This is a genomic window from Kitasatospora sp. RG8, assembly GCF_017813315.1.
Lineage (GTDB): Bacteria > Actinomycetota > Actinomycetes > Streptomycetales > Streptomycetaceae > Kitasatospora.
The window spans coordinates 40,519-65,186 of the sequence record NZ_JAGIYX010000035.1 but is presented as its reverse complement, the minus strand read 5'-3'; the positions used below and the strand labels follow the sequence as shown (position 1 = coordinate 65,186).

Annotated in this window: 21 protein-coding genes and 2 tRNA genes; 14 read left to right on the top strand and 9 right to left on the bottom strand. The window is 72.7% G+C overall.

Annotation, left to right across the window (positions count from 1 at the left end):
- Positions 1 to 237 precede the first annotated feature (237 nt).
- Positions 238 to 1,239: an ornithine carbamoyltransferase gene (gene argF, locus J5Y04_RS35115; RefSeq protein ID WP_209416589.1), complete on the top strand. Its 1,002-nt coding sequence runs from the start codon at positions 238 to 240 to the stop codon at positions 1,237 to 1,239.
- Positions 1,240 to 1,364: 125 nt separating this feature from the next.
- Here the strand turns inward: argF and J5Y04_RS35110 are convergent, their stop codons facing one another.
- The 5 genes from J5Y04_RS35110 to J5Y04_RS35090 all read right to left on the bottom strand — a co-directional run bounded on the left by J5Y04_RS35110 (position 1,365) and on the right by J5Y04_RS35090 (position 4,997).
- Complete coding sequence (locus tag J5Y04_RS35110) at positions 1,365 to 1,949, bottom strand: superoxide dismutase family protein (protein ID WP_209416588.1); 585 nt, start codon at positions 1,947 to 1,949, stop codon at positions 1,365 to 1,367.
- Positions 1,950 to 2,097: 148 nt separating this feature from the next.
- Entirely contained in the window at positions 2,098 to 2,514 is a 417-nt protein-coding gene (locus J5Y04_RS35105; RefSeq protein ID WP_209416587.1) for a type II toxin-antitoxin system VapC family toxin, read from the bottom strand.
- Positions 2,515 to 2,583: 69 nt separating this feature from the next.
- On the bottom strand, positions 2,584 to 3,681 hold the full coding sequence (locus tag J5Y04_RS35100; RefSeq protein ID WP_209416586.1) for a hypothetical protein: 1,098 nt from the start codon (positions 3,679 to 3,681) through the stop codon (positions 2,584 to 2,586).
- Between the two features lie 183 nt (positions 3,682 to 3,864).
- Positions 3,865 to 4,389, bottom strand: coding sequence for a SigE family RNA polymerase sigma factor (locus tag J5Y04_RS35095; protein WP_209416585.1), 525 nt, complete (start codon positions 4,387 to 4,389; stop codon positions 3,865 to 3,867).
- Between the two features lie 233 nt (positions 4,390 to 4,622).
- Positions 4,623 to 4,997, bottom strand: a complete 375-nt coding sequence (locus J5Y04_RS35090) for a hypothetical protein (protein ID WP_209416584.1) — start codon at positions 4,995 to 4,997, stop codon at positions 4,623 to 4,625.
- Between the two features lie 30 nt (positions 4,998 to 5,027).
- On the opposite strand from J5Y04_RS35090, the gene J5Y04_RS35085 reads away from it, so the two are divergent.
- The 4 genes from J5Y04_RS35085 (at position 5,028) to J5Y04_RS35070 (ending at position 10,690) form a co-directional block, all read left to right on the top strand.
- Positions 5,028 to 6,164 (top strand): hypothetical protein, encoded by a 1,137-nt coding sequence (locus J5Y04_RS35085; RefSeq protein ID WP_209416583.1) that lies wholly within the window; start codon positions 5,028 to 5,030, stop codon positions 6,162 to 6,164.
- Complete coding sequence (locus J5Y04_RS35080; protein ID WP_153882819.1) at positions 6,161 to 6,325, top strand: hypothetical protein; 165 nt, start codon at positions 6,161 to 6,163, stop codon at positions 6,323 to 6,325. The genes J5Y04_RS35085 and J5Y04_RS35080 overlap by 4 nt, the downstream gene beginning before the upstream one ends.
- A 252-nt stretch (positions 6,326 to 6,577) precedes the next feature.
- On the top strand, positions 6,578 to 9,238 hold the full coding sequence (acnA, locus tag J5Y04_RS35075; RefSeq protein WP_209416582.1) for an aconitate hydratase AcnA: 2,661 nt from the start codon (positions 6,578 to 6,580) through the stop codon (positions 9,236 to 9,238).
- Between the two features lie 147 nt (positions 9,239 to 9,385).
- Positions 9,386 to 10,690 carry a glycoside hydrolase family 18 protein gene (locus J5Y04_RS35070; protein ID WP_209416581.1) on the top strand — a complete coding sequence of 435 codons (1,305 nt, stop codon included), beginning with the start codon at positions 9,386 to 9,388 and terminating at the stop codon, positions 10,688 to 10,690.
- An 85-nt stretch (positions 10,691 to 10,775) separates the two neighbouring features.
- Here J5Y04_RS35070 and pepN read toward each other — a convergent pair whose 3' ends face one another.
- Positions 10,776 to 13,349, bottom strand: a complete 2,574-nt coding sequence (pepN, locus tag J5Y04_RS35065) for an aminopeptidase N (protein ID WP_209416580.1) — start codon at positions 13,347 to 13,349, stop codon at positions 10,776 to 10,778.
- A 269-nt stretch (positions 13,350 to 13,618) separates the two neighbouring features.
- Between pepN and J5Y04_RS35060 the strand changes: the two genes are divergently transcribed.
- Positions 13,619 to 14,251 carry a DsbA family protein gene (locus J5Y04_RS35060; protein ID WP_209416579.1) on the top strand — a complete coding sequence of 211 codons (633 nt, stop codon included), beginning with the start codon at positions 13,619 to 13,621 and terminating at the stop codon, positions 14,249 to 14,251.
- Between the two features lie 68 nt (positions 14,252 to 14,319).
- Here the strand turns inward: J5Y04_RS35060 and J5Y04_RS35055 are convergent, their stop codons facing one another.
- Complete coding sequence (locus J5Y04_RS35055; RefSeq protein WP_209416578.1) at positions 14,320 to 15,738, bottom strand: amino acid permease; 1,419 nt, start codon at positions 15,736 to 15,738, stop codon at positions 14,320 to 14,322.
- 270 nt (positions 15,739 to 16,008) lie between these two features.
- Here J5Y04_RS35055 and J5Y04_RS35050 point away from each other — a divergent pair, with 270 nt between their 5' ends.
- The 4 genes from J5Y04_RS35050 (at position 16,009) to J5Y04_RS35035 (ending at position 19,421) form a co-directional block, all read left to right on the top strand.
- The gene (locus tag J5Y04_RS35050; RefSeq protein WP_209416577.1) at positions 16,009 to 16,623 is read left to right on the top strand and encodes a biotin transporter BioY; all 615 of its coding nucleotides are present in this window, start codon (positions 16,009 to 16,011) and stop codon (positions 16,621 to 16,623) included.
- 54 nt (positions 16,624 to 16,677) lie between these two features.
- A complete protein-coding gene (locus J5Y04_RS35045) occupies positions 16,678 to 17,166 on the top strand; it encodes a ribose-5-phosphate isomerase (RefSeq protein WP_148645153.1) in 489 nt (162 codons plus the stop codon).
- A 327-nt stretch (positions 17,167 to 17,493) separates the two neighbouring features.
- Positions 17,494 to 18,723, top strand: a complete 1,230-nt coding sequence (locus tag J5Y04_RS35040; RefSeq protein WP_209416576.1) for a PP2C family protein-serine/threonine phosphatase — start codon at positions 17,494 to 17,496, stop codon at positions 18,721 to 18,723.
- Between the two features lie 503 nt (positions 18,724 to 19,226).
- The gene (locus J5Y04_RS35035) at positions 19,227 to 19,421 is read left to right on the top strand and encodes a hypothetical protein (protein ID WP_148645154.1); all 195 of its coding nucleotides are present in this window, start codon (positions 19,227 to 19,229) and stop codon (positions 19,419 to 19,421) included.
- 54 nt (positions 19,422 to 19,475) lie between these two features.
- Here the strand turns inward: J5Y04_RS35035 and J5Y04_RS35030 are convergent, their stop codons facing one another.
- Entirely contained in the window at positions 19,476 to 20,228 is a 753-nt protein-coding gene (locus J5Y04_RS35030) for a DUF6348 family protein (protein WP_209416575.1), read from the bottom strand.
- A gap of 241 nt (positions 20,229 to 20,469) precedes the next feature.
- Here J5Y04_RS35030 and J5Y04_RS35025 point away from each other — a divergent pair, with 241 nt between their 5' ends.
- Positions 20,470 to 21,009 (top strand): hypothetical protein, encoded by a 540-nt coding sequence (locus J5Y04_RS35025; protein ID WP_209416574.1) that lies wholly within the window; start codon positions 20,470 to 20,472, stop codon positions 21,007 to 21,009.
- An 84-nt stretch (positions 21,010 to 21,093) separates the two neighbouring features.
- Here the strand turns inward: J5Y04_RS35025 and J5Y04_RS35020 are convergent.
- Positions 21,094 to 21,167, bottom strand: a tRNA-Gly gene (locus tag J5Y04_RS35020).
- Positions 21,168 to 21,312: 145 nt separating this feature from the next.
- Here J5Y04_RS35020 and J5Y04_RS35015 point away from each other — a divergent pair.
- From J5Y04_RS35015 to tig, 3 genes are all read left to right on the top strand, one after another.
- Positions 21,313 to 21,386: transfer RNA gene (locus J5Y04_RS35015), tRNA-Pro, on the top strand.
- Positions 21,387 to 21,504: 118 nt separating this feature from the next.
- The gene (locus J5Y04_RS35010; protein ID WP_209416573.1) at positions 21,505 to 22,965 is read left to right on the top strand and encodes an MDR family MFS transporter; all 1,461 of its coding nucleotides are present in this window, start codon (positions 21,505 to 21,507) and stop codon (positions 22,963 to 22,965) included.
- Positions 22,966 to 23,219: 254 nt separating this feature from the next.
- Positions 23,220 to 24,617: a trigger factor gene (gene tig / locus J5Y04_RS35005; protein ID WP_209416572.1), complete on the top strand. Its 1,398-nt coding sequence runs from the start codon at positions 23,220 to 23,222 to the stop codon at positions 24,615 to 24,617.
- Positions 24,618 to 24,668 lie beyond the last annotated feature (51 nt).

Here is a 24,668-nt window from a genome sequence, read left to right as displayed (position 1 = left end):
GGCGTCCGGGCCCGCAAGCCCCCGGCCCGGGCGTCTCCGGGCCCGCGAGGCATGGAGGCGCCGAGGCTCTCAGGTGGCGGCCGCAGGCGACGAGGATGGAGCGGGCCCCGCGGAAAGCCCGCGGGGCCCGGCACACCCCCGTGCCGGACCGCTCCGCGACGCTCTTTGCATATAAATTCCGGGTGTCGTATACAATTGCTGCTTCCCGTTCCCGCCCCCGACACCCAGGAGCCCGGCATGGCGTTCAACCTCCGGAACAGGCACTTCCTCAAGGAGCTCGACTTCACGCCCCAGGAGTTCCGTTTCCTGGTGGACCTGGCCGCCCAGCTCAAGGCGGCGAAGTACGCGGGCACCGAGCAGCCCCGGCTGCGCGGCAAGAACATCGCGCTGATCTTCGAGAAGACCTCCACCCGGACGCGCTGTGCCTTCGAGGTCGCCGCCCACGACCAGGGCGCCACCACCACCTACCTCGACCCGGCCGGCTCGCAGATCGGCCACAAGGAGTCCATCAAGGACACCGCCCGGGTGCTCGGCCGGATGTTCGACGGCATCGAGTACCGGGGGCACGGCCAGGAGATCGTCGAGGAGCTGGCCGAGTACGCCGGCGTGCCGGTCTGGAACGGCCTCACCGACGAGTGGCACCCCACCCAGATGCTCGCCGACGTGCTGACCGTCCGGGAGCACACCACCAAGCCGCTCACCGAGGTGGCCCTCGCCTACCTCGGGGACGCCCGCTCCAACATGGGCAACTCGCTGCTGGTCACCGGCGCGCTGCTCGGCATGGACATCCGGATCGTCGCGCCGCGCGCCATCTGGCCCGCCGAGGACGTGCAGAAGGCGGCGCAGGACCTGGCCGCGACCACCGGCGCCCGGATCACCCTGACCGAGGACGTGGACGCGGGCGTGGCCGGCGCCGACTTCCTCTACACCGACGTCTGGGTCTCGATGGGCGAGCCCAAGGAGGTCTGGGCCGAGCGGATCGCGCTGCTCAAGCCGTACCAGGTGTCGATGGACACCGTCCGGGCCACCGGAAACCCCGGTGTGAAGTTCCTGCACTGCCTGCCGGCCTTCCACGACCTCGGCACGGTGGTCGGGCGGCAGATGCACGAGGCGACCGGGATGAGCGAGCTGGAGTGCACCGACGAGCTCTTCGAGTCGGCGCACTCCGTCGTCTTCGACCAGGCGGAGAACCGCCTGCACACCATCAAGGCCGTCCTGGTCGCCACCCTCGGGGCCTGAGCCGGACCACGTCTCACAACCCCGCGACCCCGCAGCCCGGCGACCCAGCAGCTACGACCCCCGCAGCCCCGACCCGCTGCCCGATCCGCCGGCCGACCTTGCCGCCCGACCCGCCGGCCGGGGCGTCACGGCTCCAGCTTCACGCAGGCGGCCCGGTCGCCCGCCGCGTGCCGGCCGGCCGGGTCACCCGCGTGCAGCACCAGCGAGCGGGCCCCGCCCGGCCGGGGCTGCCAGGCCACCGTGGCGGCCGCGGTGCCGCCGCCCCGGTGGTCGGTGCGCAGCGTCAGCCGCAGCTCGTTGCGGTCGTTGGCGTACGCGGGGTCGGTGGACGGCCGGGCCGGGTCCACGGCGTCCTGGTAGTGCGGGCCGGACGCAGCGGGGTCGGCCCCGCAGGATCCGGTGTGCAGGTGTACCGGGAAGGTGTGGTCGGCGGCGAGCCCGGCCGCGGTCAGCGTCAGCACCGTCCGACCCGGCACGGTGCGGTCGACCACCACGCGGACGTGCGAGCCGTACGGCACCAGGTCCGGCGCGTGGCTGATCGCGGTCGGCGGCACGAAGGCCGTCGCCGGGTCGAAGTCGGCCTCGACGACCGAGACCGGCGCATCCGCGGTGGCCACTGCACCGGAGGCGCCCGACGCCGCCGCGGCCGGTACCGAGGCGGGCGTCAACAGGGCGAGCGGGAGCAGGGCGGCGGCGAGCGGAGCGGACATCGGGGGACCTTCCGAAGGGGGTGCGACGGACGCCCTGCTCAACGTCTCCGGGCCCCTGCCGGACACTCCCGCGCCGGACGCCCTGCCGGACACCCCGCACACCCCCGTGCCGGCCCCCTCCTCCGGAGGCCCTCCTGGCGGGCCGGGGTCACCCCGTCCGGCGGTGAGCCCCCTGGATCCCCCGGATCTCGCAGCGCGGCCCGCTCGCCCGCATCAGCCGCAGGTCCGCCGTGACCAGCGGCACCCCGTACTGCTCGGCGACCGCGACGTACGCGGCGTCGTCCGGCGTGAGGTTGTCCTTGAGCTCCCAGATCCGGCCGAGCAGCGGCGCCACCTCGACCTTGCGGATCGCCAACCCGGGGAGCCGCGCGGCGAGTTCACCGACCCTTTCGGCGGTCAACTCCTTGGCCAGGTAGAGGCCGCGCAGCGACTGCATCACCTCGATGACGATGTGCTCGGGGGCCACCCACTCGCCGCCCGTGTCGAGTTCGGCCCGGGCCGCGGCCCCGCGCTCGCCCTCGTCGGCCAGCGCGAGTACCAGTGCGGACGCGTCCACCACGATCATCAGTCGGCCCCCGGCCTGTCCCAGCGTGTCAACTCACCGGCCACCGTACCCGGGCGGGCCGCCACCGGCTCAACCGGCGGTGGCCGAGCGTGACGCCGACGCCGAGCGAGATCCCGATGTCGATGCCGAGGCCGAGGCCGAGGCCGTTGGTGCCGAGCCGCCGGGGCCGGGCTGGTCCCGGCCGGGCGAGGAGTCGCGGAACGGCCGGATCGTCTGGTCCGCCTGGTCGGCCCGCTCCGGCGTGATCCACTCCTGGAGGCCCTGGACGGTCACCGCGGCCTTCAACTGCTCCAGGCTGAGGGGCAGCTCGCGCAGATCGCTGATCACGCCGCCGGAGAACTCCGTCAGGGTGATCCGGTTGTTGTCCTTGCTCAGCAGGTCGGCGGTGCGGGAGCGGTAGCCGTCGGACGTGCTCTCGGTCAGCATCAGGGTGCTGCCGTCGGGGAGCTTCCCGACCTCGCAGTGGGTGTTGCTCCGGGCGGCTCTGGCCTTCTCGCAGTTGTAACGGTCGTCGTAGCCGATGATGTACGGGTCACGGCCGGGGCCGGGCGGGTAGGACCCGGGCCGGAACAGCGCGCCGAGCCCGCCTTCGAACTCGACTCTGACCTGGACGGGCCCCTTGCCGTCGTCGTAGCTGAGCTCGCCGGTGGTCCGCACGTCGAGCAGCTCCGGACCCGTCCAGCCGACCGGGCTGTGGTAGCCGGCGTAGCCGCCGGTCGCGCCGCTCCTCGGCAGGCCCTCGACCACGGCCAGGACGGCCGCGTGGCCGGTGAGGGCGACCTTTCCGGCGTTGGCCCCGGTTCCGGGGTACCGCTTCTCGGGGCCGTCGTCGGCCCGCGGGTCCCGGGTGGAGGTTTCGCGGGGCTTCATGGTGGGCGGGGCGGCGGACGGTGAGGCCGACGCGGTGGCGGACGGCGACGCGGTCCCGTTCGCCACCACGGTGGCGGAACGGGAGCCGCTCCCCGGCTGCAGGGCGACGGCGCCGCCGACGGCCAGCACGGCGACGGCGGCGACCGCGCCGGTCACGGCGGCGCGGCGGCGGCGCCGGATCCACCGGCCGCGCTCGGCGGCGCCGGCGACCAGCGCCCCCAGCTCCGGTCCGACGCCGTCCATCGCCCGGTCGAAGGTGGTGGACAGCCGTCGGCCGTCGGATTCCAGCTCGTCCATGCTCCTGGTTCCTTCCAGCTGAGTGTGGTGACGAAAAATCCGGGCGGTGCGGCCCCGCCGCTACCGGGCGGTGCGGCCCCCTGCCGTTACCGGGCGGCGCCGCACCCCGCCGGTGCCGCCGATGCCGCCGGTGCCGCCGATGCCGCCGATCCCCCGAGCGCGGCGGGTCGGTCCGGCGGCGGGTCAGGACGCGGCGAGCCGGTCCGAGCCCTGCGGCCCTAGGACGGCGCGCAGCCGGCCGAGGGCACGCAGCGCCTGGCTGCGCACCGCGCCCGCGCTGACGCCGAGTTCGGCCGCGGTCTCCTCGACGCTGCGGTCCTCCCAGTAGCGCAGGACGAGTACGGCCCGGTCCCTCGGCGGCAGTTCGGCCAGGGCCGCGAGCAGGGTGACCCGGAGCGCCGGGTCACCCTCGGGGGCGATGCCCTCGGGCAGGTCGCCGAGCGCCGGCTGTTCGGCGCTGCGCCGCAGCCGCCGGTGGGAGAGGTAGCTGCGGACGAGCACGCTGCGGGCGTAGGCGTCCTGGTTCTCCGCGCGGCGGACCTTGGCCCAGGCGGCGTAGAGCTTGGCGAGCGTGACCTGGGTGAGGTCCTCGGCCAGGTGCCAGTCGCCGCAGAGCAGCAGGGCGGTCCGGAAGAGGTGGTGCCCCCGGCTGTAGGCGAAGGTCTCGAACTCCGCGGACTCCTCGGCCCGTCGCGCCTTACCGATCACCGCTGTCCCCCGAAAACCGTCTCGTGGTGGCCTGTTCGCCGCCTGCCCCCGGTAAGACGCCTGAGCCGGACCGCCGCGTTACGACCGCGCCCGAACAGGAATCGCACGAGAAGGACCACACGAGAGGAATCGCAGGGGGACCCGTCCGAGCGGACCCGCCCGAGCGGACCCGCCCGACAAGCACCGCAAGCACCGCAAGCACCGCACGTACCGCGCGCACCGCGGAGCGGCGGTCACCACCGTCCCGAGGCCAGCAGCCCCACCAGCAGCCCGGCCAGCACCGAGGCCGCGTTGGCCGTGCCGGAGGCCGCCCAGGGCAGCGGTCCGCGCAGGCCCGTTCCGGCGAGTGGCCGCAGCAGCGCCGCCTCGACCGCGCACACCGCGGCTTCGCCCAGCCCGAAGGCGGTCCAGTACGCTGCGGCGGATCCGGTGGACCGGGCCGCGCCGTGGCCGAGGAACCACCAGAGGAGCGGGTGCGTCGCCAGGTTGACCAGGACGGCGGCCGCCGCCGCACGGGCCGGGCGGACGCCGCCGGCCCGGGTGAGGGCGGCGGTGTAGAGCGGTACCTCGACCAGCAGGGTGAGGGCGAGGGCCATGGGATAGGGCACGGCGGGGATCGTGCCACGAGGAGGGGGAGCGTGGCCATCGCCACCGTGGAGGGGACGGCCGCGGGGCCCGTCGCCGGTCCGGCCGTCCGGCTGGGCGTCGCGCCCTCGGCCGGGTTCGCGCTGGCGGCGGCGCTGGCGCTGGCCCTGGCACTGCGCGCACCGACGGGGCTGGCGGTGCTCGGCCTGGCCGCGTTCGGGGTGCTGCACAACGTGCTGGAGCTGCGCTACGTGGCCGGCCGGTTCGCGGCCGTGCTGGCCGGTCCGCTGCTGCGGCTGCTGCTCGTCCTGGTGACCGGCATCGTGTTCTGCCGCCTGGTGCCGCCCTCGCTGGTGCCGCACCCGGTGGCCCAGGGCGCGGAGATCCTGCTGGCGTACGGGCTGCTGGCGGCGGCCTGCTGGTCCGCGCTGCGCCGTCGCCCGTTGCTGCTGGCCGGGAGCGGGGCGGTGCTGGCGGTGGCGACGGGGGGCTCGCTGGCGTTCCCGGCGTACCACTTCGTGGTGCTGGCGCACCTGCACAACGTGGTGCCGCTGCTGTTCCTGTGGGAGTGGTCGCGCCGGTTGGTGCGGGGCCGGGCAGCGTTCCTGGCGCTGCAGTGCGGCTGGGTGCTGCTGGTGCCGGGGTTGCTGCTGTCCGGGGCACTGGACGGCTGGCTGTCGGCGGGGGCGGGCTGGTCGGGCTGGACGGCGAAGCTGACGGCGGCGTACACCCCGCCGGGTTGGCTGACGCCCGGGGTGGGGCTGCGCTTCCTGGCGGTGTTCGCCTTCCTCCAGTCGATGCACTACGTGGTCTGGGTCTGGTTCCTGCCGAGGTACGCGCCGGACGCGACCGGGGCGTTCGAGCAGCGGCTGCCGGCGTTGCGCGGCGGGCGGGCGTGGCTGCTGGGCCTGCTGGCGGGCGGCCTGCTGGCGGTGCTGTTCGCGGCGGACTACGCGCAGGGCCGGACGCTGTACGCGGCGCTGGCCAGCTACCACGCCTACCTGGAGTTCCCGGTCCTGCTCATGCTCGTCCTCGGCCTGGGACAGGCCCCGGCCGCCCCGGCCACGCCACTGACCGGGCCCGCCCCGGCCACGCCACCGGCCGCCCCGGCCACCCCACTGACCGGACACGCCCCGGCCGCCCCGGCCACCCCACCGATCCGACACACCCGACCCGAGGAGACCTCATGACCGCAAGCACCGCCACCGCCCTGCTGGCCGACGTCGCGCCCGAGCCCACCGGCTCCGGCGGCAGTCTGGTCGCCGTGCTGCTGGTGGCCGCCGCCGTGGTGGCGGGGGCCGTCTGGCTGATCCGGCTGGAGCGCAGGAAGCGCGGTCCCGGCGGGGAGTGACGCCCCCCGACGAGCGCCGGGCCGGTCGCTCGCGGTAGGACAGTCTTGGGGGCATGCCTGCGGTGGTGTCCGCAGCGCCATGCACTATGGTTTATCTCGACATCGAGATAACTGCCCCTTACGATATATCTCGACATCAAGATACTTGCCGAGAGGCGCTCACCGGCGATGCGGGCAAGGTAAGCCTAAGTAAGGCTGACCTTACCACCGTGGCGGCCGGCTACCGCACGAAGCACCTAGAAGGAGTCAGTCGTGTCCGCGAACAGCTTCGACGCCCGCAGCTCGCTGCAGGTGGGCGACGAGTCGTACGAGATCTTCAAGCTCTCCGCCGTCGAGGGTTCCGAGCGGCTGCCGTACAGCCTCAAGGTGCTGCTGGAGAACCTGCTCCGCACGGAGGACGGCGCGAACATCACCGCCGACCACATCCGCGCCCTCGGCAACTGGGACGCCACCGCCCAGCCGAGCCAGGAGATCCAGTTCACCCCGGCCCGCGTGATCATGCAGGACTTCACCGGCGTGCCGTGCGTGGTCGACCTCGCCACCATGCGCGAGGCCGTCAAGGAGCTGGGCGGCGACCCGGCCAAGATCAACCCGCTGGCCCCGGCCGAGCTGGTCATCGACCACTCCGTCATCGCCGACAAGTTCGGCACCCCGGACGCCTTCGTCCAGAACGTCGAGATCGAGTACGGCCGCAACAAGGAGCGCTACCAGTTCCTGCGCTGGGGCCAGACCGCGTTCGACGAGTTCAAGGTCGTCCCGCCGGGCACCGGCATCGTCCACCAGGTGAACATCGAGCACCTGGCCCGCACGGTCATGGTCCGCGGCGGCCAGGCCTACCCGGACACCTGCGTCGGCACCGACTCGCACACCACCATGGTCAACGGCCTGGGCGTGCTGGGCTGGGGCGTCGGCGGCATCGAGGCCGAGGCCGCGATGCTGGGCCAGCCGGTCTCCATGCTGATCCCGCGCGTGGTCGGCTTCAAGCTCAACGGCCAGCTGCCGGCCGGCACCACCGCCACCGACCTGGTGCTCACCATCACCGAGATGCTGCGCAAGCACGGTGTGGTCGGCAAGTTCGTCGAGTTCTACGGCGAGGGCGTCACCGCGATCCCGCTGGCCAACCGCGCCACCATCGGCAACATGTCGCCGGAGTTCGGCTCGACCTGCGCGATCTTCCCGATCGACGCCGAGACCATCAACTACCTGAAGCTCACCGGTCGTGACGAGCAGCAGCTCGCCCTGGTCGAGGCGTACGCCAAGGAGCAGGGCCTCTGGCACGACCCGTCGGTCGAGCCGGTCTACTCCGAGTACCTGGAGCTGGACGTCTCCACCGTCGTCCCGTCGATCTCCGGCCCGAAGCGCCCGCAGGACCGCGTGATCCTCGCCGAGGCCGCCGAGAAGTTCGCCGAGGCGCTGCCGACGTACTCCGCCGAGGCCTCGAAGCCGACCGCCGTCACCGCCCCCGACGGCTCGTCCTACGAGATCGACAACGGCGCGGTCGTGATCGCCTCGATCACCTCCTGCACCAACACCTCCAACCCCTCCGTCATGCTGGGCGCCGCCCTGCTGGCGAAGAAGGCCGTGGAGAAGGGCCTCACGGTCAAGCCGTGGGTCAAGACCACCCTGGCCCCCGGGTCCAAGGTCGTCATGGACTACTACGAGAAGGCCGGCCTCCTCCCGTACATGGAGAAGCTGGGCTTCAACCTGGTCGGCTACGGCTGCGTCACCTGCATCGGCAACTCGGGCCCGCTGCCCGAGGAGGTCTCGGCCGCCGTCAACGCGTCCGACCTCGCGGTCGTCTCGGTGCTCTCCGGCAACCGCAACTTCGAGGGCCGGATCAACCCCGACGTCAAGATGAACTACCTGGCCTCCCCGCCGCTGGTGGTCGCCTACGCCCTCGCCGGCAACATGAACGTCGACATCACCAAGGACGCCCTGGGCCAGGACGCCGAGGGCAACGACGTCTTCCTCGCCGACATCTGGCCGTCCGAGCAGGAGGTCGCCGACACCGTCGCCGGCTCCATCGACGAGGCCATGTTCGACAAGGGCTACCAGGACGTCTTCGCCGGTGACCACCGCTGGCAGTCGCTCCCGGTCCCGACCGGCAACACCTTCGAGTGGGACGCCGAGTCCACCTACGTCCGCAAGCCCCCGTACTTCGAGGGCATGGCCAAGACCCCGAGCCCGGTGACCGACATCACCGGCGCCCGCGTCCTGGCCAAGCTGGGCGACTCGGTCACCACCGACCACATCTCCCCGGCCGGCAACATCAAGCCCGGCACCCCGGCGGCGCAGTACCTGACCGCCAACGGCGTGGAGAAGCGCGACTTCAACTCGTACGGCTCGCGCCGTGGCAACCACGAGGTGATGATCCGCGGCACCTTCGCCAACATCCGCCTGCGCAACCAGATCGCGCCGGGCACCGAGGGCGGCTACACCCGCGACTTCACCCAGGCCGACGCGCCGGTGTCGTTCATCTACGACGCCTCGCAGAACTACCAGGCCGCCGGCATCCCGCTGGTCGTCCTGGCCGGCAAGGAGTACGGCTCCGGCTCGTCCCGCGACTGGGCCGCCAAGGGCACCGCGCTGCTGGGCGTCAAGGCCGTCATCGCCGAGTCCTACGAGCGCATCCACCGCTCGAACCTGATCGGCATGGGCGTCCTGCCGCTGCAGTTCCCGGAGGGCCAGAACGCCGAGTCCCTCGGCCTGACCGGCGAGGAGACCTTCTCCTTCACCGGTGTGACCGAGCTCAACGAGGGCCGCACCCCGGCGACCGTCAAGGTCAAGGCCGTCGGCGCGGACGGGGCCGTCACCGAGTTCGACGCGGTCGTGCGCATCGACACCCCCGGTGAGGCGGACTACTACCGCAACGGCGGCATCCTGCAGTACGTGCTGCGCAGCCTGATCGGCTGAACCAGGCAGTAGCGCCAAGAGGCCGGACCGCGTCCACGCGGTCCGGCCTCTTGTATGTCCGCACCGAATGGACTAAACCTCTGTTTCAGCTTGGTCCAGACCACTTGATGCTGACTCAGAGAAAGCCGCGGGTCTTCTCGTATGCGCATGCTCAGTCGTACCGCAGCCCTCCTCGCCGCCGTCACGGTGGCCACCGCCATCGCCGCCCCCACGGCGTCCGCCCACGACCGCGGCCACGGCCCGAAGCTGAAGGGGCAGCGGGTCGGCTACTTCACCCAGTGGGGCGCCGAGAGCTCCGCGAAGCGGGTGCAGGAGTCCGGCCAGGCCGGCAGGCTCACCGTGATCAACTACGCCTTCGGCAACGTCTCCGCCGACGGCACCTGCTTCGAGTCCAACGAGTCCGGCCAGGGCGACGCGCTGAGCGACTACCAGCGCCCGTACGGCGCCGAGCAGTCGGTGGACGGCGTGGCCGACACCGCCGGCCAGAGACTCAAGGGCAACTTCAACCAGCTGCGCAAGCTCAAGGCGAAGAACCCGCAGCTGAGGACGGTCATCTCGCTCGGCGGCTGGAGCTGGTCCAAGTACTTCTCGGACGCGGCCGCCACCGAGGAGTCCCGCAGGAAGTTCGTCTCCTCCTGCATCGACCTGTACATCAAGGGCGACCTGCCGCGGCTCGCCGGTTCCCCGGAGGGCGGCGCCGGCGCCGGCGCGGGCGTCTTCGACGGCATCGACATCGACTGGGAGTACCCCGGCGGCGGCGGTGACGCCGGCAACGTCGTGCGCCCCGAGGACGGCCGCAACTACACCCTGCTGATGCAGGAGTTCCGCCGGCAGCTGGACGGGCTGAGCGGCCGCAAGGGCCCGCACTACCTGCTGACCGCGGCCGTCGCGGCCAACGAGACCGTCGCCGACCGGCTGGAGCTGCCGCAGCTCGCCCGCTCGGTCGACTTCCTCAACCTGATGACCTACGACCTGCACGGCCCGTGGGAGGGCAAGGGCCCGACCAACCACCACGCCAACCTCTACTCCGACCCGGCCGACCCGGAGCCGCGCCGGCGCAGCGCGGACAAGGCCGTCGAGCACTACGTCGAGCGCGGCCTGCCATCCGAACAGCTCGTGCTCGGCGTGCCGTTCTACGCCCACGGCTGGACCGGCGTGCCGGCCGGCGACCGGGGCGGCCTGTACCAGCCGGCCACCGCCGCGACCGGCGACCTCAGCTACCGGGAGGTCGCCGCGCAGCCCGGCACGGTGTACACCGACCGCGACCACGGCGCGAGCTGGAAGTACGACGGCACCACGTTCTGGAGCTACGACACCCCCGAGGTGATCACCCAGAAGGCCCGCTACGCCCGGTGGAACGACCTGGGCGGCGTGATGGTCTGGGCGCTGGACGGCGACGACGCCAAGGGCACGATGGTCGCCGCCATCGACCGCGGCCTCCAGCGCGGCTGACCGCGGGAGGCACCGGCCGCAGAACGGCGCAGGGCCCGCCGCGAGCGATCGCGGCGGGCCCTGCGCGGTCCGGGCGGGGCGGGGCTCAGACCCCGTCGCAGGCCTGCGCCCGCAGGGCCCGGGCCAGGTCGTCCCGGCGCTCCAGCACCAGTCGGCGCAGCGCGGGCGCCGCGTCCGGGTGGCCGTCCAGCCAGGTGTCGGCCTCGGCCAGGGTGGCCTCGTTGACCTCGGCCTGCGGGAAGAAACCGCCGACGATCCGCATCGCGATCTCGATGGTCCGCTCGGACCAGACCCGCTCCAGCAGCTTGAAGTACGGCGCCGCGTACAGCGCGGTGAGGTCGCGGTGCGCGGGCAGCGCGAAGCCGGCGATGTTCGCCTCGACCAGTGCGTTGGGCAGCTCGTCCGAGTCGATCACGGCGGACCAGGCGGCGGCCTTGGCCTCCGGGGTCGGCCGGGCGGCCAGGCACTGGGTGTACTGGCGCCTGCCGCTGGCGGTGTTGTCGGCCTCCAGCTCCCCGGCGAGCTCCTCGTCGGAGGCCTGGCCGGCCGCGGCCAGCGCCAGCCAGAGCGACCAGCGCAGCTCCTGGTCGACGTCCAGGCCGTCGATCCGGGCGGTGCCGGCGAGCAGGCCGCGGACCAGGCCGAGGTGCTCGGAGCCGTTGGCGGTCTGTGCCAGGAAGCGCGCCCAGGCGAGCTGGTGGTCGCTGCCGGGCGCGGCGGCGCGCAGTTCGCGCAGCGCTCCGTCGGCCAGCTGCCGGCCGCCCTCGCCGCGCCGGGCCGGGGCGGCGAACAGGTCGACGGCGCCCTTGGCCTGGGCGTGCAGCGACTGCAGCACGCCGATGTTGGACTCCTGGCCGGCGAAGCGCAGCACCAGGGCGACGTAGTCGCGGGCCGGCATCAGGCCGTCCCGGGTGAGGTTCCAGACGGCGGACCAGGCGAGAGCCCGGGCCAGCTCGTCCTGGATGTCGCCGAGGCCGGTGCGCAGCGTCTCCAGCGACTCCGCGTCGAAGCGGATCTTGCAGTACGTCAGGTCGTCGTCGTTGAGGAGCACCAGGGCGGGCCGGGGGCGGCCGATGGCCGCGTGGACGACGGTGACGGCGCCGGTGACGTCCAGCTCGATGCGGTCGGTGCGCACCAGCGCGCCGTCGGCGTCGCGGTCGTAGAGGCCGACCGCGATCCGGTGCGGGCGCAGCACGTCGCCGTTGCCGGCGTCCTGGAGGACGGCGAGCTCGGTGATCCGGCCCTCGGCGTCGACGGTGACCTGCGGGGTGAGCGAGTTGACGCCGGCGGTCTGCAGCCAGGCGGCGGCCCAGGCGGTGAGGTCGCGGCCGCTGGTCTCCTCCAGGACGCCCAGGAGGTCCCCCAGCTCGGTGTTGCCGAAGGCGTGCCGCTTGAAGTAGCGGCGGGCGCCCTCGAAGAAGGCCTCCGAGCCGACGTACGCCACCAGCTGCTTGAGCACCGAGGCGCCCTTGGCGTAGGTGATGCCGTCGAAGTTGAGCTTGGCGTCCTCCAGGTCCCGGATGTCCGCGGTGATCGGGTGGGTGGTCGGGAACTGGTCCTGCCGGTAGGCCCAGGCCTTGCGCTGGTTGGCGAAGGTGACCCAGGCGGAGGTGTAGCGGGTGCGGGCGCCGATCAAGCCGTAGGAGCCCATGAAGTCGGCGAAGGACTCCTTCAGCCACAGGTCGTCCCACCAGCGCATGGTGACCAGGTCGCCGAACCACATGTGGGCCATCTCGTGCAGGATGACGTTGGCCCGGCCCTCGTAGGCGGCGTCGGTGACCTTCGAGCGGAAGACGAACTCCTCGCGGAAGGTCACGCAGCCCGGGTTCTCCATGGCGCCGATGTTGTACTCGGGGACGAACGCCTGGTCGTACTTGCCGAAGGGGTACGGGTAGTCGAACTGCTCGTGGAAGAAGTCGAGCCCGGCCTTGGTGACGCCGAGGATCTCGTCCGCGTCGAAGTAGGGGGCGAGCGACCTGCGGCACAGCGCGGCGAGCGGGATCTCCAGCACGGTGCCGTCGGCGAGGGTGCGGCTGTAGTGGTCGCGGACGACGTGGTACGGGCCGGCCACGACGGCGGTGAGGTAGGTGGAGATCGGCTGCGTCGGCGCGAACTCCCAGGTGCGCGCGCCGTCCTCGTCGGTGACCTCGGTGTGCACGGCGTTGGAGCGGACGTCCCAGGCGGCGGGCGCGGTGACGGTGAAGGAGAACGGCGCCTTCAGGTCGGGCTGCTCGAAGGTGGCGAACACCCGGCGGGCGTCGGCCGGCTCGTAGTGGGTGTAGAGGTAGGTCTCGCCGTCGACCGGGTCGGTGAAGCGGTGCAGGCCCTCGCCGGTGCGGCTGTACGCGCAGTCGGCGTCGACCACCAGGACGTTGTCCGCGGCGAGGCCGTCGACGTGGACGCGGGCGCCGTCGAAGGCGGTGGCCGGGTCGAGCGCGCGGCCGTTCAGGGTGACCGAGCGGACGGTGGGGGCCAGCAGGTCGAGGAAGGCCGTGGCGCCGGGCTCGGCGCAGCGGAAGGCGACGGTCGTGGTGGAGCGGAAGGTGGCGGCCGCCGGGTCGGGGGCCGAGGTCACGTCCAGCCGGACCCGGTAGCCGTCCACGGCCAGGATGCTGGCCCGCTGCTGGGCTTCGTCGCGGCTCAGGTTCTTGCCCGGCACGGCGGTACTCCTTTGTCCGGCACGCACGGTGGTGCGTCTTCGCTGCTGCGGTCGGGTGCTGCTCTGCGGTGCTGCACTGTGGTGCTGCGCTGTGGTGCTGCGGGGGCATCCTTTCACGCCCCCGGCGCCGGTACCATTGCACAACCTGCGCCGCGGGGCCGGAATCACCGGCGTCGGGCGGGTGTTGGCGTCGGGGAAGCAACGTACGGGGTCCGGTGCACCTCTTCCTCCCCGTCCCCGACCACCACCTCCGACGAAGGACCACCGCCGTGACGAATGCCGCTGACCGCAAGACCGCCGACTTCTGGTTCGACCCGGCCTGTCCCTGGGCCTGGATGACGTCCCGCTGGCTGATCGAGGTCCAGCAGCTGCGCCCGGTCGACGTGCGGTGGCACGTCATGAGCCTGTCGGTGCTGAACGAGCACCGGGACCTCCCGCAGGAGTACCGCACCCTGCTGGACAACGCCTGGGGCGCGGTCCGGGTCTGCATCGCCGCCGCGGAGAAGGAGGGCGACGAGGTGCTCGGCCGGCTCTACACCGAGCTGGGCACCCGCTTCCACAACCAGGGTCTGCCGCAGAACCGCGAGACGATCGAGGCGGCGCTGGTCGCGGCGGGCCTGCCGGCCGAGCTGGCCGACGCGGCCCGTACGGACGCGTACGACGAGGCCCTGCGCGCCTCGCACAAGGAGGGCATCACCCTGGTCGGCGAGGACGTCGGCACCCCGGTGATCGCGGTCGAGGGCGTGGACGGCGAGCGGGTCGCGTTCTTCGGCCCGGTGGTCACCCCGGCGCCGCGCGGCGAGGCCGCCGCCCGCCTCTGGGACGGCACCCTGCTGGTCGCCTCCACCCCGGGCTTCTACGAGATCAAGCGCACCCGCACCGCCGGCCCGTCCTTCGAGTGACGCCCGTGGCGGGCTGAGGAAGCACGAGGGGCCCGGTACCGATGCGGTACCGGGCCCCTGCGCGTGCGCTAGCCGTTGTGCGCGGCGTCCCGGCGCTGCTTGAGCAGGCCCGCGCCGATGAGCAGCGCGACCAGCACACCGGCCGCGTACAGCTGCTCGCGGTTGCCCTCGGTGGTGGTCATCAGCGCGAGGATGCCGACCACGGCGGCCATCGCGACCCAGGTCAGGTAGGGGTAGCCCCACATCCGGACGGTGAGCAGCTCCGGCGACTCGCGCTCCAGCCGGCGGCGCATCTTCAGCTGGACGACGCAGATGAAGAACCAGACCACCAGGATGGCGACGCCGGTGGTGTTCATCAGCCAGGTGAAGACGGTGTCCGGCCAGAACTTGGAGGCCAGCACCGCGCCGAAGCCGAACAGGCAGGAGGCGAGCACGGCCGCGCGGGGCACCCCGCCGCCGACCTTGGCCAGCGCCTTGGGGCCCTGGCCGCGGGAGACCAGGGAGTAGGCCATCCGGGAGGAGCCGTAGATGTTGGCGTTCATCGCGGAGAGCAGGGCGATCAGCACCACGGCCTCCATGATGGTGCCGGCGCCGGGCACGCCCAGGTGCTGGAGGACCGTCACGTACGGGCCGTTCGCGACGACCGACGGGTCCTTCCAGGAGACCAGGGTGACGACGAGGGCCATCGAGCCGATGTAGAAGATCGCGATCCGCCAGACCGCCGTGCGCACCGCGTTGGCGACGTTGCGCCGGGGGTCGTCGGACTCGGCGGCGGCGATGGTCACCGTCTCCAGGCCGCCGTAGGCGAAGACCGAGGCGAGCAGGCCGACGATCAGTCCGCTGACGCCGTTGGGCAGGAAGCCGCCCTGGCCGGTGAGGTTGGTGGTGCCGGGGGCGCCGGGGCCGAGCACCCCCGCGACGCCGAGCGCGCCGAGCACCAGGAAGGCGACGATCGCGGCGACCTTGATCGCGGCGAACCAGAACTCGAACTCGCCGAAGTTCTTCACGGCGGTCAGGTTGCTGGCGCAGAAGAAGACCATGAAGAGGCCGACCCAGACCCAGGAGGAGACGCCGGGGACCCACCCGTTGACGATCTTCCCGGCTGCGGTGGCCTCGGCGGCGACGCCGCAGCAGAGCATCACCCAGTACATCCAGCCGGCGGTGATCCCGGCCCAGGTGCCGAGCTCCTTCTCGGCGTGCACCGAGAACGAGCCGGAGGCCGGGCGGGCGGCCGACATCTCGCCGAGCATCCGCATGATCAGCATGACCAGCAGGCCGGAGAGGGTGAACGCCAGGATGATGGCGGGCCCGGCCGCCGCGATGCCCGCGCCGGAGCCGACGAAGAGGCCGGCGCCGATCACCCCGCCCAGGGCGATCATCGAGAGGTGGCGCTGCTTGAGACCGTGCGAGAGCTGGGGACCGCCGCCGGCCGGGGAACCGGCGGGGGAGGTCGTCCCGGGCGCCGGGGGCGCGGAGGTACGGGCCATGGGGTGGGGATCCAGACTGTTCGGATTGCGGTGCGAGTTGCCCAATATCCGGGGGCGCCGCTGTCCATGCCAAGAATGTCCGGTCCGGGCCCAGAATGCGGACCGGATCGTGACGGAGAATGGCCTGATCCATCACGTTCCGTCGTTCCCGGTGGGACGGAACCGACAAGGAGGGGCTTCCGGGCTTTGTCCGGTTCCCTGGCGGTGCCGGAGACGATCACCGCGTAGGTTCACAGGTGTTCACTCACCTGATCTTCAGAGGAAGCCCCGATGGCCACTGCCAGCACCCCGACCGCCACCGCCCCGATACTGAGCCGCGGCGTCCTCGCCGACCTGCTGCCCGCCGCGTCCACCCGGCTCGGTGCCCAGGCCCGCGACCTCGCCCTGGTGGCCGGCGGCGCCGCCCTCACCGGCCTCGCCGCGCAGCTGTCGGTGAACGTCCCGGGTTCGCCGGTCCCGGTCACCGGCCAGACCTTCGCCGCCCTGCTGGTCGGCACCGCGCTCGGCGCCCGCCGCGGCGTCGCCTCGCTCGGGCTCTACCTGCTGGCCGGCATGGCGGGCCTGCCCTGGTTCGCCGAGGGCACCTCCGGCTGGTCGATGCCCTCGCTCGGCTACGTGCTCGGCTTCGTCGTGGCCGCCGCCCTGACCGGCGCGCTGGCCCGCCGCGGCGCCGACCGCAGCCCGGTGAACACCGCCGTCACCATGGTCCTCGGCAGCCTCGCCATCTACGCCGTCGGCGTGCCCTACCTGGCCTTCTCGCTGGACGTCCCGCTCGCCCGCGCCGCCGAGCTGGGCCTCTACCCGTACCTGGTCGGCGACGCCCTGAAGGCGGCCCTGGCGGCCGGCGCCCTGCCGCTCGCCTGGCGGCTCCTCGGGCGCCGCTGAATCCGCCGCCGCCCCCTGCGCAGCCCGGGTACACGCGCATGCCACACTCGTGACATGCGCGTCTACCTGGGCTCCGACCATGCCGGATACGAACTGAAGAACCACCTCGTGGAGTGGCTGAAGGGGGCCGGCCACGAGCCGGTCGACTGCGGCCCGCACATCTACGACGCCCTCGACGACTACCCGCCGTTCTGCCTGCGGGCCGCCGAGCGCACCGCCGCCGACCCGCAGGCGCTGGGCATCGTGATCGGTGGCTCGGGCAACGGCGAGGCGATCGCCGCCAACAAGGTCAAGGGCGTGCGCGCCGCGCTGGCCTGGAGCGAGCAGACCGCCTCGCTCGGCCGCGAGCACAACAACGCCAACGTGATCTCCATCGGCGGCCGGATGCACTCCGAGGAGGAGGCCGTCAAGTTCGTCGAGGTCTTCCTCAACACCCCGTACAGCGGCGACGAGCGGCACACCCGCCGGATCGACATGCTGAGCGAGTACGAGACCACCGGCGAGCTCCCGCCGATCCCGGCCCACCACCCGCAGCAGGGCTGAGCCACCCCCGTCCGACCCTCCCGCCGGCCGGCCGCGTTCCCGCAGCGCGGCCGGCCGACGCATTCGTGCGGCGGGTCCGCGCGGGCGTACGCCCCTGTGTGATCGGCCACAGCGCCCGTCCCGCCCGACCGGCGCACGAACTGCCTTGTGCGCGGGGCGCATGCGCCGTCCGCGTGGTTCGTACGCCCAACCGGCGCACGCTTCCTGACGCAGCGGCCGCTGCCCGCGGCAATCGGCCGAAACCCGCTGACGCGCCCGCGCCACGGCGGCACCGCCCGTGTCCGGGCCGTCGACGCCGGGCCGCAACCGTGGATATGGTCGGTCCCCATGGCTGGCAGAGCGCAGGGCACACCGCCCCGGACGACTGCGACGAGGCCCGGCGCCGAGGCGGCGTCCGACCCCGTGACGGCCCGGTTGCGCAAGAGGCTCCGCCGGGTCCGCCGAAGGCTGCGCACGGCCGGGGTCGACTACTTCCGCGGCGGCGCCGCCGACTGGCCCGTGTTCTGCGCACTCGCCCTGCTCGTCCCGCTGCTGATCCTGCTCAACATCTGGATCCCCGCCTGGGCGCCGCCCACCTCCCTGGTCCTGCCGATCCTGGCCGCCGCACTGCTGCTGCGCCCGGGCAGCCTGGTGATGCTGTACGCGCTGGCCGCGCTCGGCCTCTCCGCCGAGTCCGTCATCCACACCGGCCAGCGGGTCGCCAGCGCCGACCCGGACGCCTACACCTACGGCGTCACCCCCGGCGCCGCCCTGGTGGTCGGCGCGGCCGGGGTCGGCGGCCTGCTGCTGGCCCAGTTCCGCAGCCGGGTCGGCGTCCCGTGGTGGGGCGGCTCCACCATGCTGTTCGACCTGCGCGAGCGCCTGCGGGTGCAGAGCCGCGTCCCCCGCCTCCCGGACGGCTGGCACGCGGACATGGCGCTGCGCCCGGCCGGCGGGCAGTCCTTCTCCGGCGACTTCGTGGTCGCCGCCCGGACCGGCCCCGGCCAGCGGGTGCTGGAGGTGGTCCTCGCGGACGTCTCCGGCAAGGGCATGGACGCCGGTTCCCGGGCCCTGCTGCTCTCCGGTGCCTTCGGCGGCCTGCTCGGCTCCCTGCCCGCGCACGACTTCCTGCCCGCCGCCAACGGCTACCTGCTCCGGCAGTCCTGGGAGGAGGGCTTCGCGACCGCTGTCCACCTGGTCCTCGACCTCGACACCGGCGAGTACGAGCTGCTCTCGGCCGGCCACCTGCCCGGCATGCAGCGCCTCGCCGGCGCCGGGCGCTGGGAGATGAAGGAGGCCTCGGAGGGCGCGGCGCTCGGCATCTACGACGGTGCCAAGTTCGAGGGCGTGCGCGGCCGGCTGAACCGCGGCGACGTCCTGCTGCTCTGCACCGACGGCATGGTCGAGGCACCCGGCCGGGACCTCTCCGAGGGCATGGACCGGCTGATGGGCGAGGCCGACCGGCTGGTCCCCGGCTCGGGCCCCGGCGCCGGCATCGGCGCGGCCGGCCGGCTGATCGAGACGGTCGCCCGGGACATCAACGACGACCGCGCGGTGCTGCTGCTCTGGCGCGACTGAGGCGCCGGCCCGGCCGTCCCGGCCCGGGGCGCGGACGCGCACATGCCGTGAGCAGGTGCTGTCAAGCCCGGGAGCTGATCTTCGGCCAATTCCGACCCGCCGTCACCTGAGCGGACCTGCGGCTTCCGGTCCCGCCCGCCGGGCGCTTCGCCGCCGCTCAGCGAGGCCCCGCAGACGATTCGTCAGAACGTCTCGGCTATCGTCTCGGTCGGCGGAAACTCGTCTCGCATCGCAGGATATCGGCGTCCGGCTGACGGCCAGACCTTTACGCAACCGGCACGGTCGACCACACTGAGTCCGGGCGGGACTGGTCAGGATTCGGGGGATGGGGGCGTCACGTGCGGCACGACGGGCACCGTGCGGCCGCGGTGGGCTCTCCCTCCGGCCGGGACAGGCCGGACGAACTGCAGTTCCGCCTCGGGACCGTCGGACAGACCGGGGTCCGGCTTCGCAGGGGATGCCACCCGCTGGCACCCCGCTATGAAACGAGGAAGTGAGTCCGGGTGGCACTCTCCGTCTCCGCGCTGGTCCTGTTCGGCGTCATCTGCTTCATCTTCATCCGCAACAAGCAGCTGAAGACCGGGCACTTCATCCTGGCCGCGCTGTTCGGCTTCATGCTCAACCAGAGCACGGCGGCCGGGCCGATCCAGGACTTCCTGAACCAGATCGCCAAGAGCATCTCCAGCATCGCCAGCTGACCCCGGGGCCTCGTCCGAGGCCCGTCCGGGTTCAGCGGGGGGCGGCCGTCCGGGTCACCGGCCGGCCCGTCTGGCCTGCCTCCAGCGTCCGAACAGCCCCCGGGCACGTGCCGCCGCCACGGCCGGGGCCCGGAGTGCCGCGGGCTCTGCCGCGCCGGCCTGCGCGGCCGGCCGCGCAGGCGCCTCCCGGGCCGTCAGCAGGACGAACAGCCGTGCCCAGCAGAGGCGTTCGCCGCGCGGCCAGTCCAGTGCGCGCAGCGCCGCCGAGGCGGCCTCCGACACCTCGCCGTTGACCCGGACCTCGGCGACGTCGTCCCCCGCCTTGCCGCCGAGGAAGAGCTTCACCCCGTTCGGCCCGTGCCCGGCCAGCTCCGGCAGCAGTGCGGGCGCCAGCGCGGGCAGCACCCGGTTCTCCGCCAGCCAGCCCGCCAGCCGTTCGTTGCCGAACCCGAACACCGCCGCCGGCCCCTGGACCGCGTGCCAGCCCGGAAGCTCCGGGTGGTCGGCGTGGTCGCCGTGCTCGCCCCGGCCCTGCTCCTGCTCGACCAGCGCCGACGCGGTGGTGGTCGCCCACATCCGCACCGCGTTGGCGAGCTTCTCCTCCTCGGTCTTGCCGAGGCCGGCCGCGCAGTCCCAGACCACCGGCGCGTCCGCGCGGCCGAGTTGGAGCACGTAGCCCAGGTCGACGTGGCCCGTGCCGTCCTGGCCGGGGTGCTCGCGCACGGCCACCGCGGTCGTCCCCGGGCCGCGCACCACCTCGCCGTCGGCCGTGAACTCCTGCCCGAAGCGCGCCATCTCCTGGATCACACAGCGTTGTATGACGGCCAGTCGGTCCTGGGGACGCACGGGTACTCCTCCACCTGGGGCTCGCGGCCGCCTCGGCGCGCAGCGTTCTCGAAACTGCGCTCGAACGCCGCCGAGGCTATCGGCCCGGAGCCCCACCGGGAAACCGCCCCGGTGCCCGCCCCCGGGCTCCTCCGGTCGCGAGAATGTCCTGAATGCCCCACTTTGGGTAGCGGCAACCGTAGGCCACCGCCTGGAGAACCGCATGCCCCGCACCGACCTGACGCCCCCTGGGCCGCTGCTCCTCACCCCGGACGGCTCCGGCCTGGTCGCCGAGGTCGAGGCGTACCTCGCCTCGCTGCCCGCCCCGGCGCGCACGCCGGTCCCGTACGTCCCGCGGACCGGCTCCACCGTGCAGCCCTGGCACGCCGGCCACCCGCTGCCCCGGGCGACCCTGCTGGACCGGGCGCTGCGCCGCCCGGCCCGCCCGGTGCCGGTCACCGCCGCGGACCACCTGCGGCTCGCCTCCCGCTACATCGGGGCGTTCGGCTGGGTGCAGGGCGCGATGTGGGACCGGGCCGGCCGGGTCTGCCTGCTCGGCGCCCAGGCCGCCGTCCTCGCCCACGGCTACGGCACCCCGCAGACCGTCCGCACCGCGCGGGTCCAGGTGATGGAGGTGCTGCACGCCACCGGCCGCCCGGCCTGCTCCCCGGACGAGTACAACGACCGCCCGACCACCCGTCAGGCCGACGTCCACCAGCTGCTCGACCGGGCCGCCGCCCGGGCCGCCCGGCTCGGCCTCTGACCGCCTGACGGGTCGTCGGGCGGCGCCCGCCGGGAACGCGAACGGCCCCGGGGAGACGATGGCGTCTCTCCGGGGCCGGACTGTTGGAGCGGGCGACGAGAATCGAACTCGCGTGACTAGTTTGGAAGACTAGGGCTCTACCATTGAGCTACGCCCGCGCGATCCCCCGGCCGTCACCGGACGGAAGGTCGGGAACAGCGTACCTGGTCCGGTCGGCTGCGCGCACACCACATTCGTTGTGAGGGCCTCGGAATATGTCGGCGAACCGGCAGGGCCCGGCGTGTACGCTTCCTCTCGGCACCACGGGGTGTGGCGCAGTTTGGTAGCGCGTCCGCTTTGGGAGCGGAAGGCCGTCGGTTCGAATCCGGTCACCCCGACAGTGCGGCAGGGTCTCGTCCTCGGCGGGGCCCTGTTGGCGTCTGCGGCTCCGTTGGCGTCCGCGGCTCCGGTCCGGCATGGTGGGTGGTTGATTTTTCACCCAAAGCTGGAGCCCCGATGAGGATGAACCCCAAGATCGCGGTCGGAGTCGTCTTCGTCGCCTCGCTGTTCATGTCGATCATGGACACCACGATCGTCAACGTGGCGCTGCCCGCGATCGGCCGACAGTTCGGCACCGACCCGGCCGGGGTCGGCGTGATCAACGTCGGCTACCTGGTCAGCCTGGCCGTCTTCGTCCCGCTCTCGGGCTGGCTGGGGGACCGCTTCGGCACCCGCCGGGTCTTCCTCGCCTCGCTGAGCCTCTTCACCGTCGCCTCGCTGCTCTGCGGCGCGGCCGGCTCGATGACCTCGCTCACCCTCTACCGGATCCTCCAGGGGGCGGCCGGCGGCCTGCTCACTCCGGTCGGGATGACCATGCTCTTCCGCGCCTTCCCGCAGGAGGAGCGGATGCGGGCCACCCGCGTCCTGATGCTGCCCACCGCCGTCGCCCCCGCGGCCGGGCCGGTGCTCGGCGGCTGGCTGGTGGACGGCTGGTCCTGGCACTGGGTCTTCATCGTCAACGTACCGGTCGGCATCGCCGCCCTGGTCTTCGGCCTGCTCTTCCTGCCCGACTACCGCGCCGAGCGGGCCGGCCGGTTCGACGCCGCCGGGTTCCTGCTCTCCGCGGCCGGCTTCGGCGCCGCGATGTACGCGCTCTCCGAGGGCGCGTCCGAGGGCTGGGGGAGCGCCCGGATCCTGGCCTCGGCGCTCGTCGGCCTTCTCGCGCTGGCTGCCCTGGTCGTGGTCGAGCTGCGCCGCCCCGAGCCGATGCTGGACCTGCGGCTCTTCCGGGACCGCATCTTCCGCACCACCAACCTGCTCTCGCTCTTCTCCGGCGCCGCCTTCCTCGGCATGCTCTACCTCTTCCCGCTGCTGATGCAGGACGCCCTCGGCATGGACGCCCTGCACAGCGGCCTGATGGTGTTCCCCGAGGCGCTCGGCGTGATGCTCGCCTCCCAGGTGGCGGGCCGGATCTACCCGCGCATCGGCCCGCGCCGGATCCTGGCCGCCGGCGCCACCGTGGTGGCCGGCTGCCTCGCCCTGATGACCACCATCGGGCCGGACAGCAACCTCTGGGCGGTGCGCGCCCTGATGTTCGTCACCGGCTACGCGATGTCGCACGTCTTCATGCCCTCGCAGACCGCGGCCTTCGCCACCATCACCCCGCGCGCCACCGGCGCCGCCTCCACCCTCTACAACGCGCAGCGCCAGCTCGGCTCCGCGCTCGGCGTCGCGGTGCTCGGCACCGTCCTGACCGCCGTCGGCCCCCTCACCACGGACGCTTCGGGTACGCCCGTGGCGAACCTCACCGCCTACCGCGCGGCCTTCCTCACCGCGGCCGGCCTGGCCCTGGTGGCGGCCGCGATCGCCTTGCTGGTACGGGATTCCGACGCCGCCGCCACCATGCGCCCGGTACCGGCCGGGGGTACCGGGGAGACGGCGGGAGAGGCCGCTCGGGAACCCGTCGGCACAGGCTGAGCGGCCCCGGACGGCGGCGTCCTGGCGTCCGCCTTTCGTGGTACCGGTAGGATGGGGCGCTGGCGGTAGTCCCTGTGGCGTCCACCCAGGTCAACCGCACGAGGGCGAGGAGTCACGCTCACCGTCCACCCCCCACGGGAGATGCAGCTCCAACCGCCCATCGCCCGTCTCGCCCGACCCGCCCGTACCGGCCCCGGCCGGCGGCCCGGGGAGGGCGGAGGCAACCTGACCGCAAGCCCATAGGAGACCAAACCGTGAAGAGCGCCGTCGAGACTCTGAACCCGACCCGGGTTCGACTCACCGTCGAGGTGCCCTTCGAGGAGCTCAAGCCCAGCCTCGACGCGGCGTACAAGAAGATCAACCAGCAGGTCTCGGTCCCGGGCTTCCGCAAGGGCAAGATCCCGAACCGGGTCATCGACCAGCGTTTCGGTCGTGGCGCCGTGCTGGAGGAGGCCGTCAACGACGCCCTCCCGCGCTTCTACACGCAGGCAGTCGACGAGGGCAAGATCGAGGTTCTCGGACAGCCCGACATCACCAACATCGAGGGTGTCGAGAAGATCGCCGATGGCGGCGACCTGAAGTTCACCGCCGAGGTGGACATCCGCCCGGAGATCACCCTCCCGGACTTCTCGACCATCGAGGTCACCGTCGACCCGATCGTGGTCACCGACGAGGACGTCGACAAGTCCCTGGAGCAGCTGCGCGAGCGCTTCTCCTCGGTCAAGGACGTCGAGCGCGCCGCGGCCGCCGGCGACATCGTCGTCGTCGACCTGGAGGCCAAGGTCGACGGTGAGGTGCCGGAGGACGGCACCGCCGCCGGCGTCAGCTACGAGATCGGCTCCGGCCGTCTGATCGACGGCATCGACGACGCCGTCGTCGGCCTGGAGGCCGGTGGCACCGCCACCTTCTCCACCGAGCTCAAGGGCGGCACCCAGGCGGGCAAGACCTCCGAGGTCACCGTCACCGTCACCGCCGTCCAGGAGAAGGAGCTGCCCGAGCTGGACGACGAGTTCGCCCAGCTGGCCAGCGAGTTCGACACCCTGGAGGAGCTGCGCGGCGACTCCCGCAAGCGCCTGGAGCGCATGAAGGAGTACGACCAGGCCACCCAGGCCCAGGAGAAGGTGCTCGACGCGCTGCTGGCGCTGGTCGAGATCGAGTTCCCGGAGAAGCTCCTCAAGGACGAGATCGAGACCCGCAAGCACAACCTGGAGCACCACCAGCTGGAGCCGATGGGCCTCAACCTCGCGACCTACCTGGAGACCCAGGGCAAGACCGAGGAGGAGTTCCTGGCGGAGACCGAGGAGCAGGCGAAGAAGGGCATCAAGACCCAGTTCGTCCTGGACCAGATCGTCGCCGACGAGGAGCTGGGTGTTAACCAGGAGGAGCTCACCGAGCACCTCATCCGCCGTGCCGCCGGTTCGGGCCTGACCCCGGACCAGTTCGCGCAGCAGGTCGTCCAGGGTGGCCAGGTGCCGCTGCTGGTCGGCGAGGTCGCCCGCGGCAAGGCGCTGGCCACCGTGGTCGAGGCCGCCAAGGTCGTCGACACCGAGGGCAACGAGATCAACTTCGACGACGACGAGACCGACGAGTCGGGCGAGACCGTCGCCGCCGAGGCCCCGGCCGCCGAGGCCGAGGAGAAGACCGAGGCCTGACCGCCCCGGTAGCCCCGAAGCAGCAGCGGGCCCGGACGCCGTACACGGTGT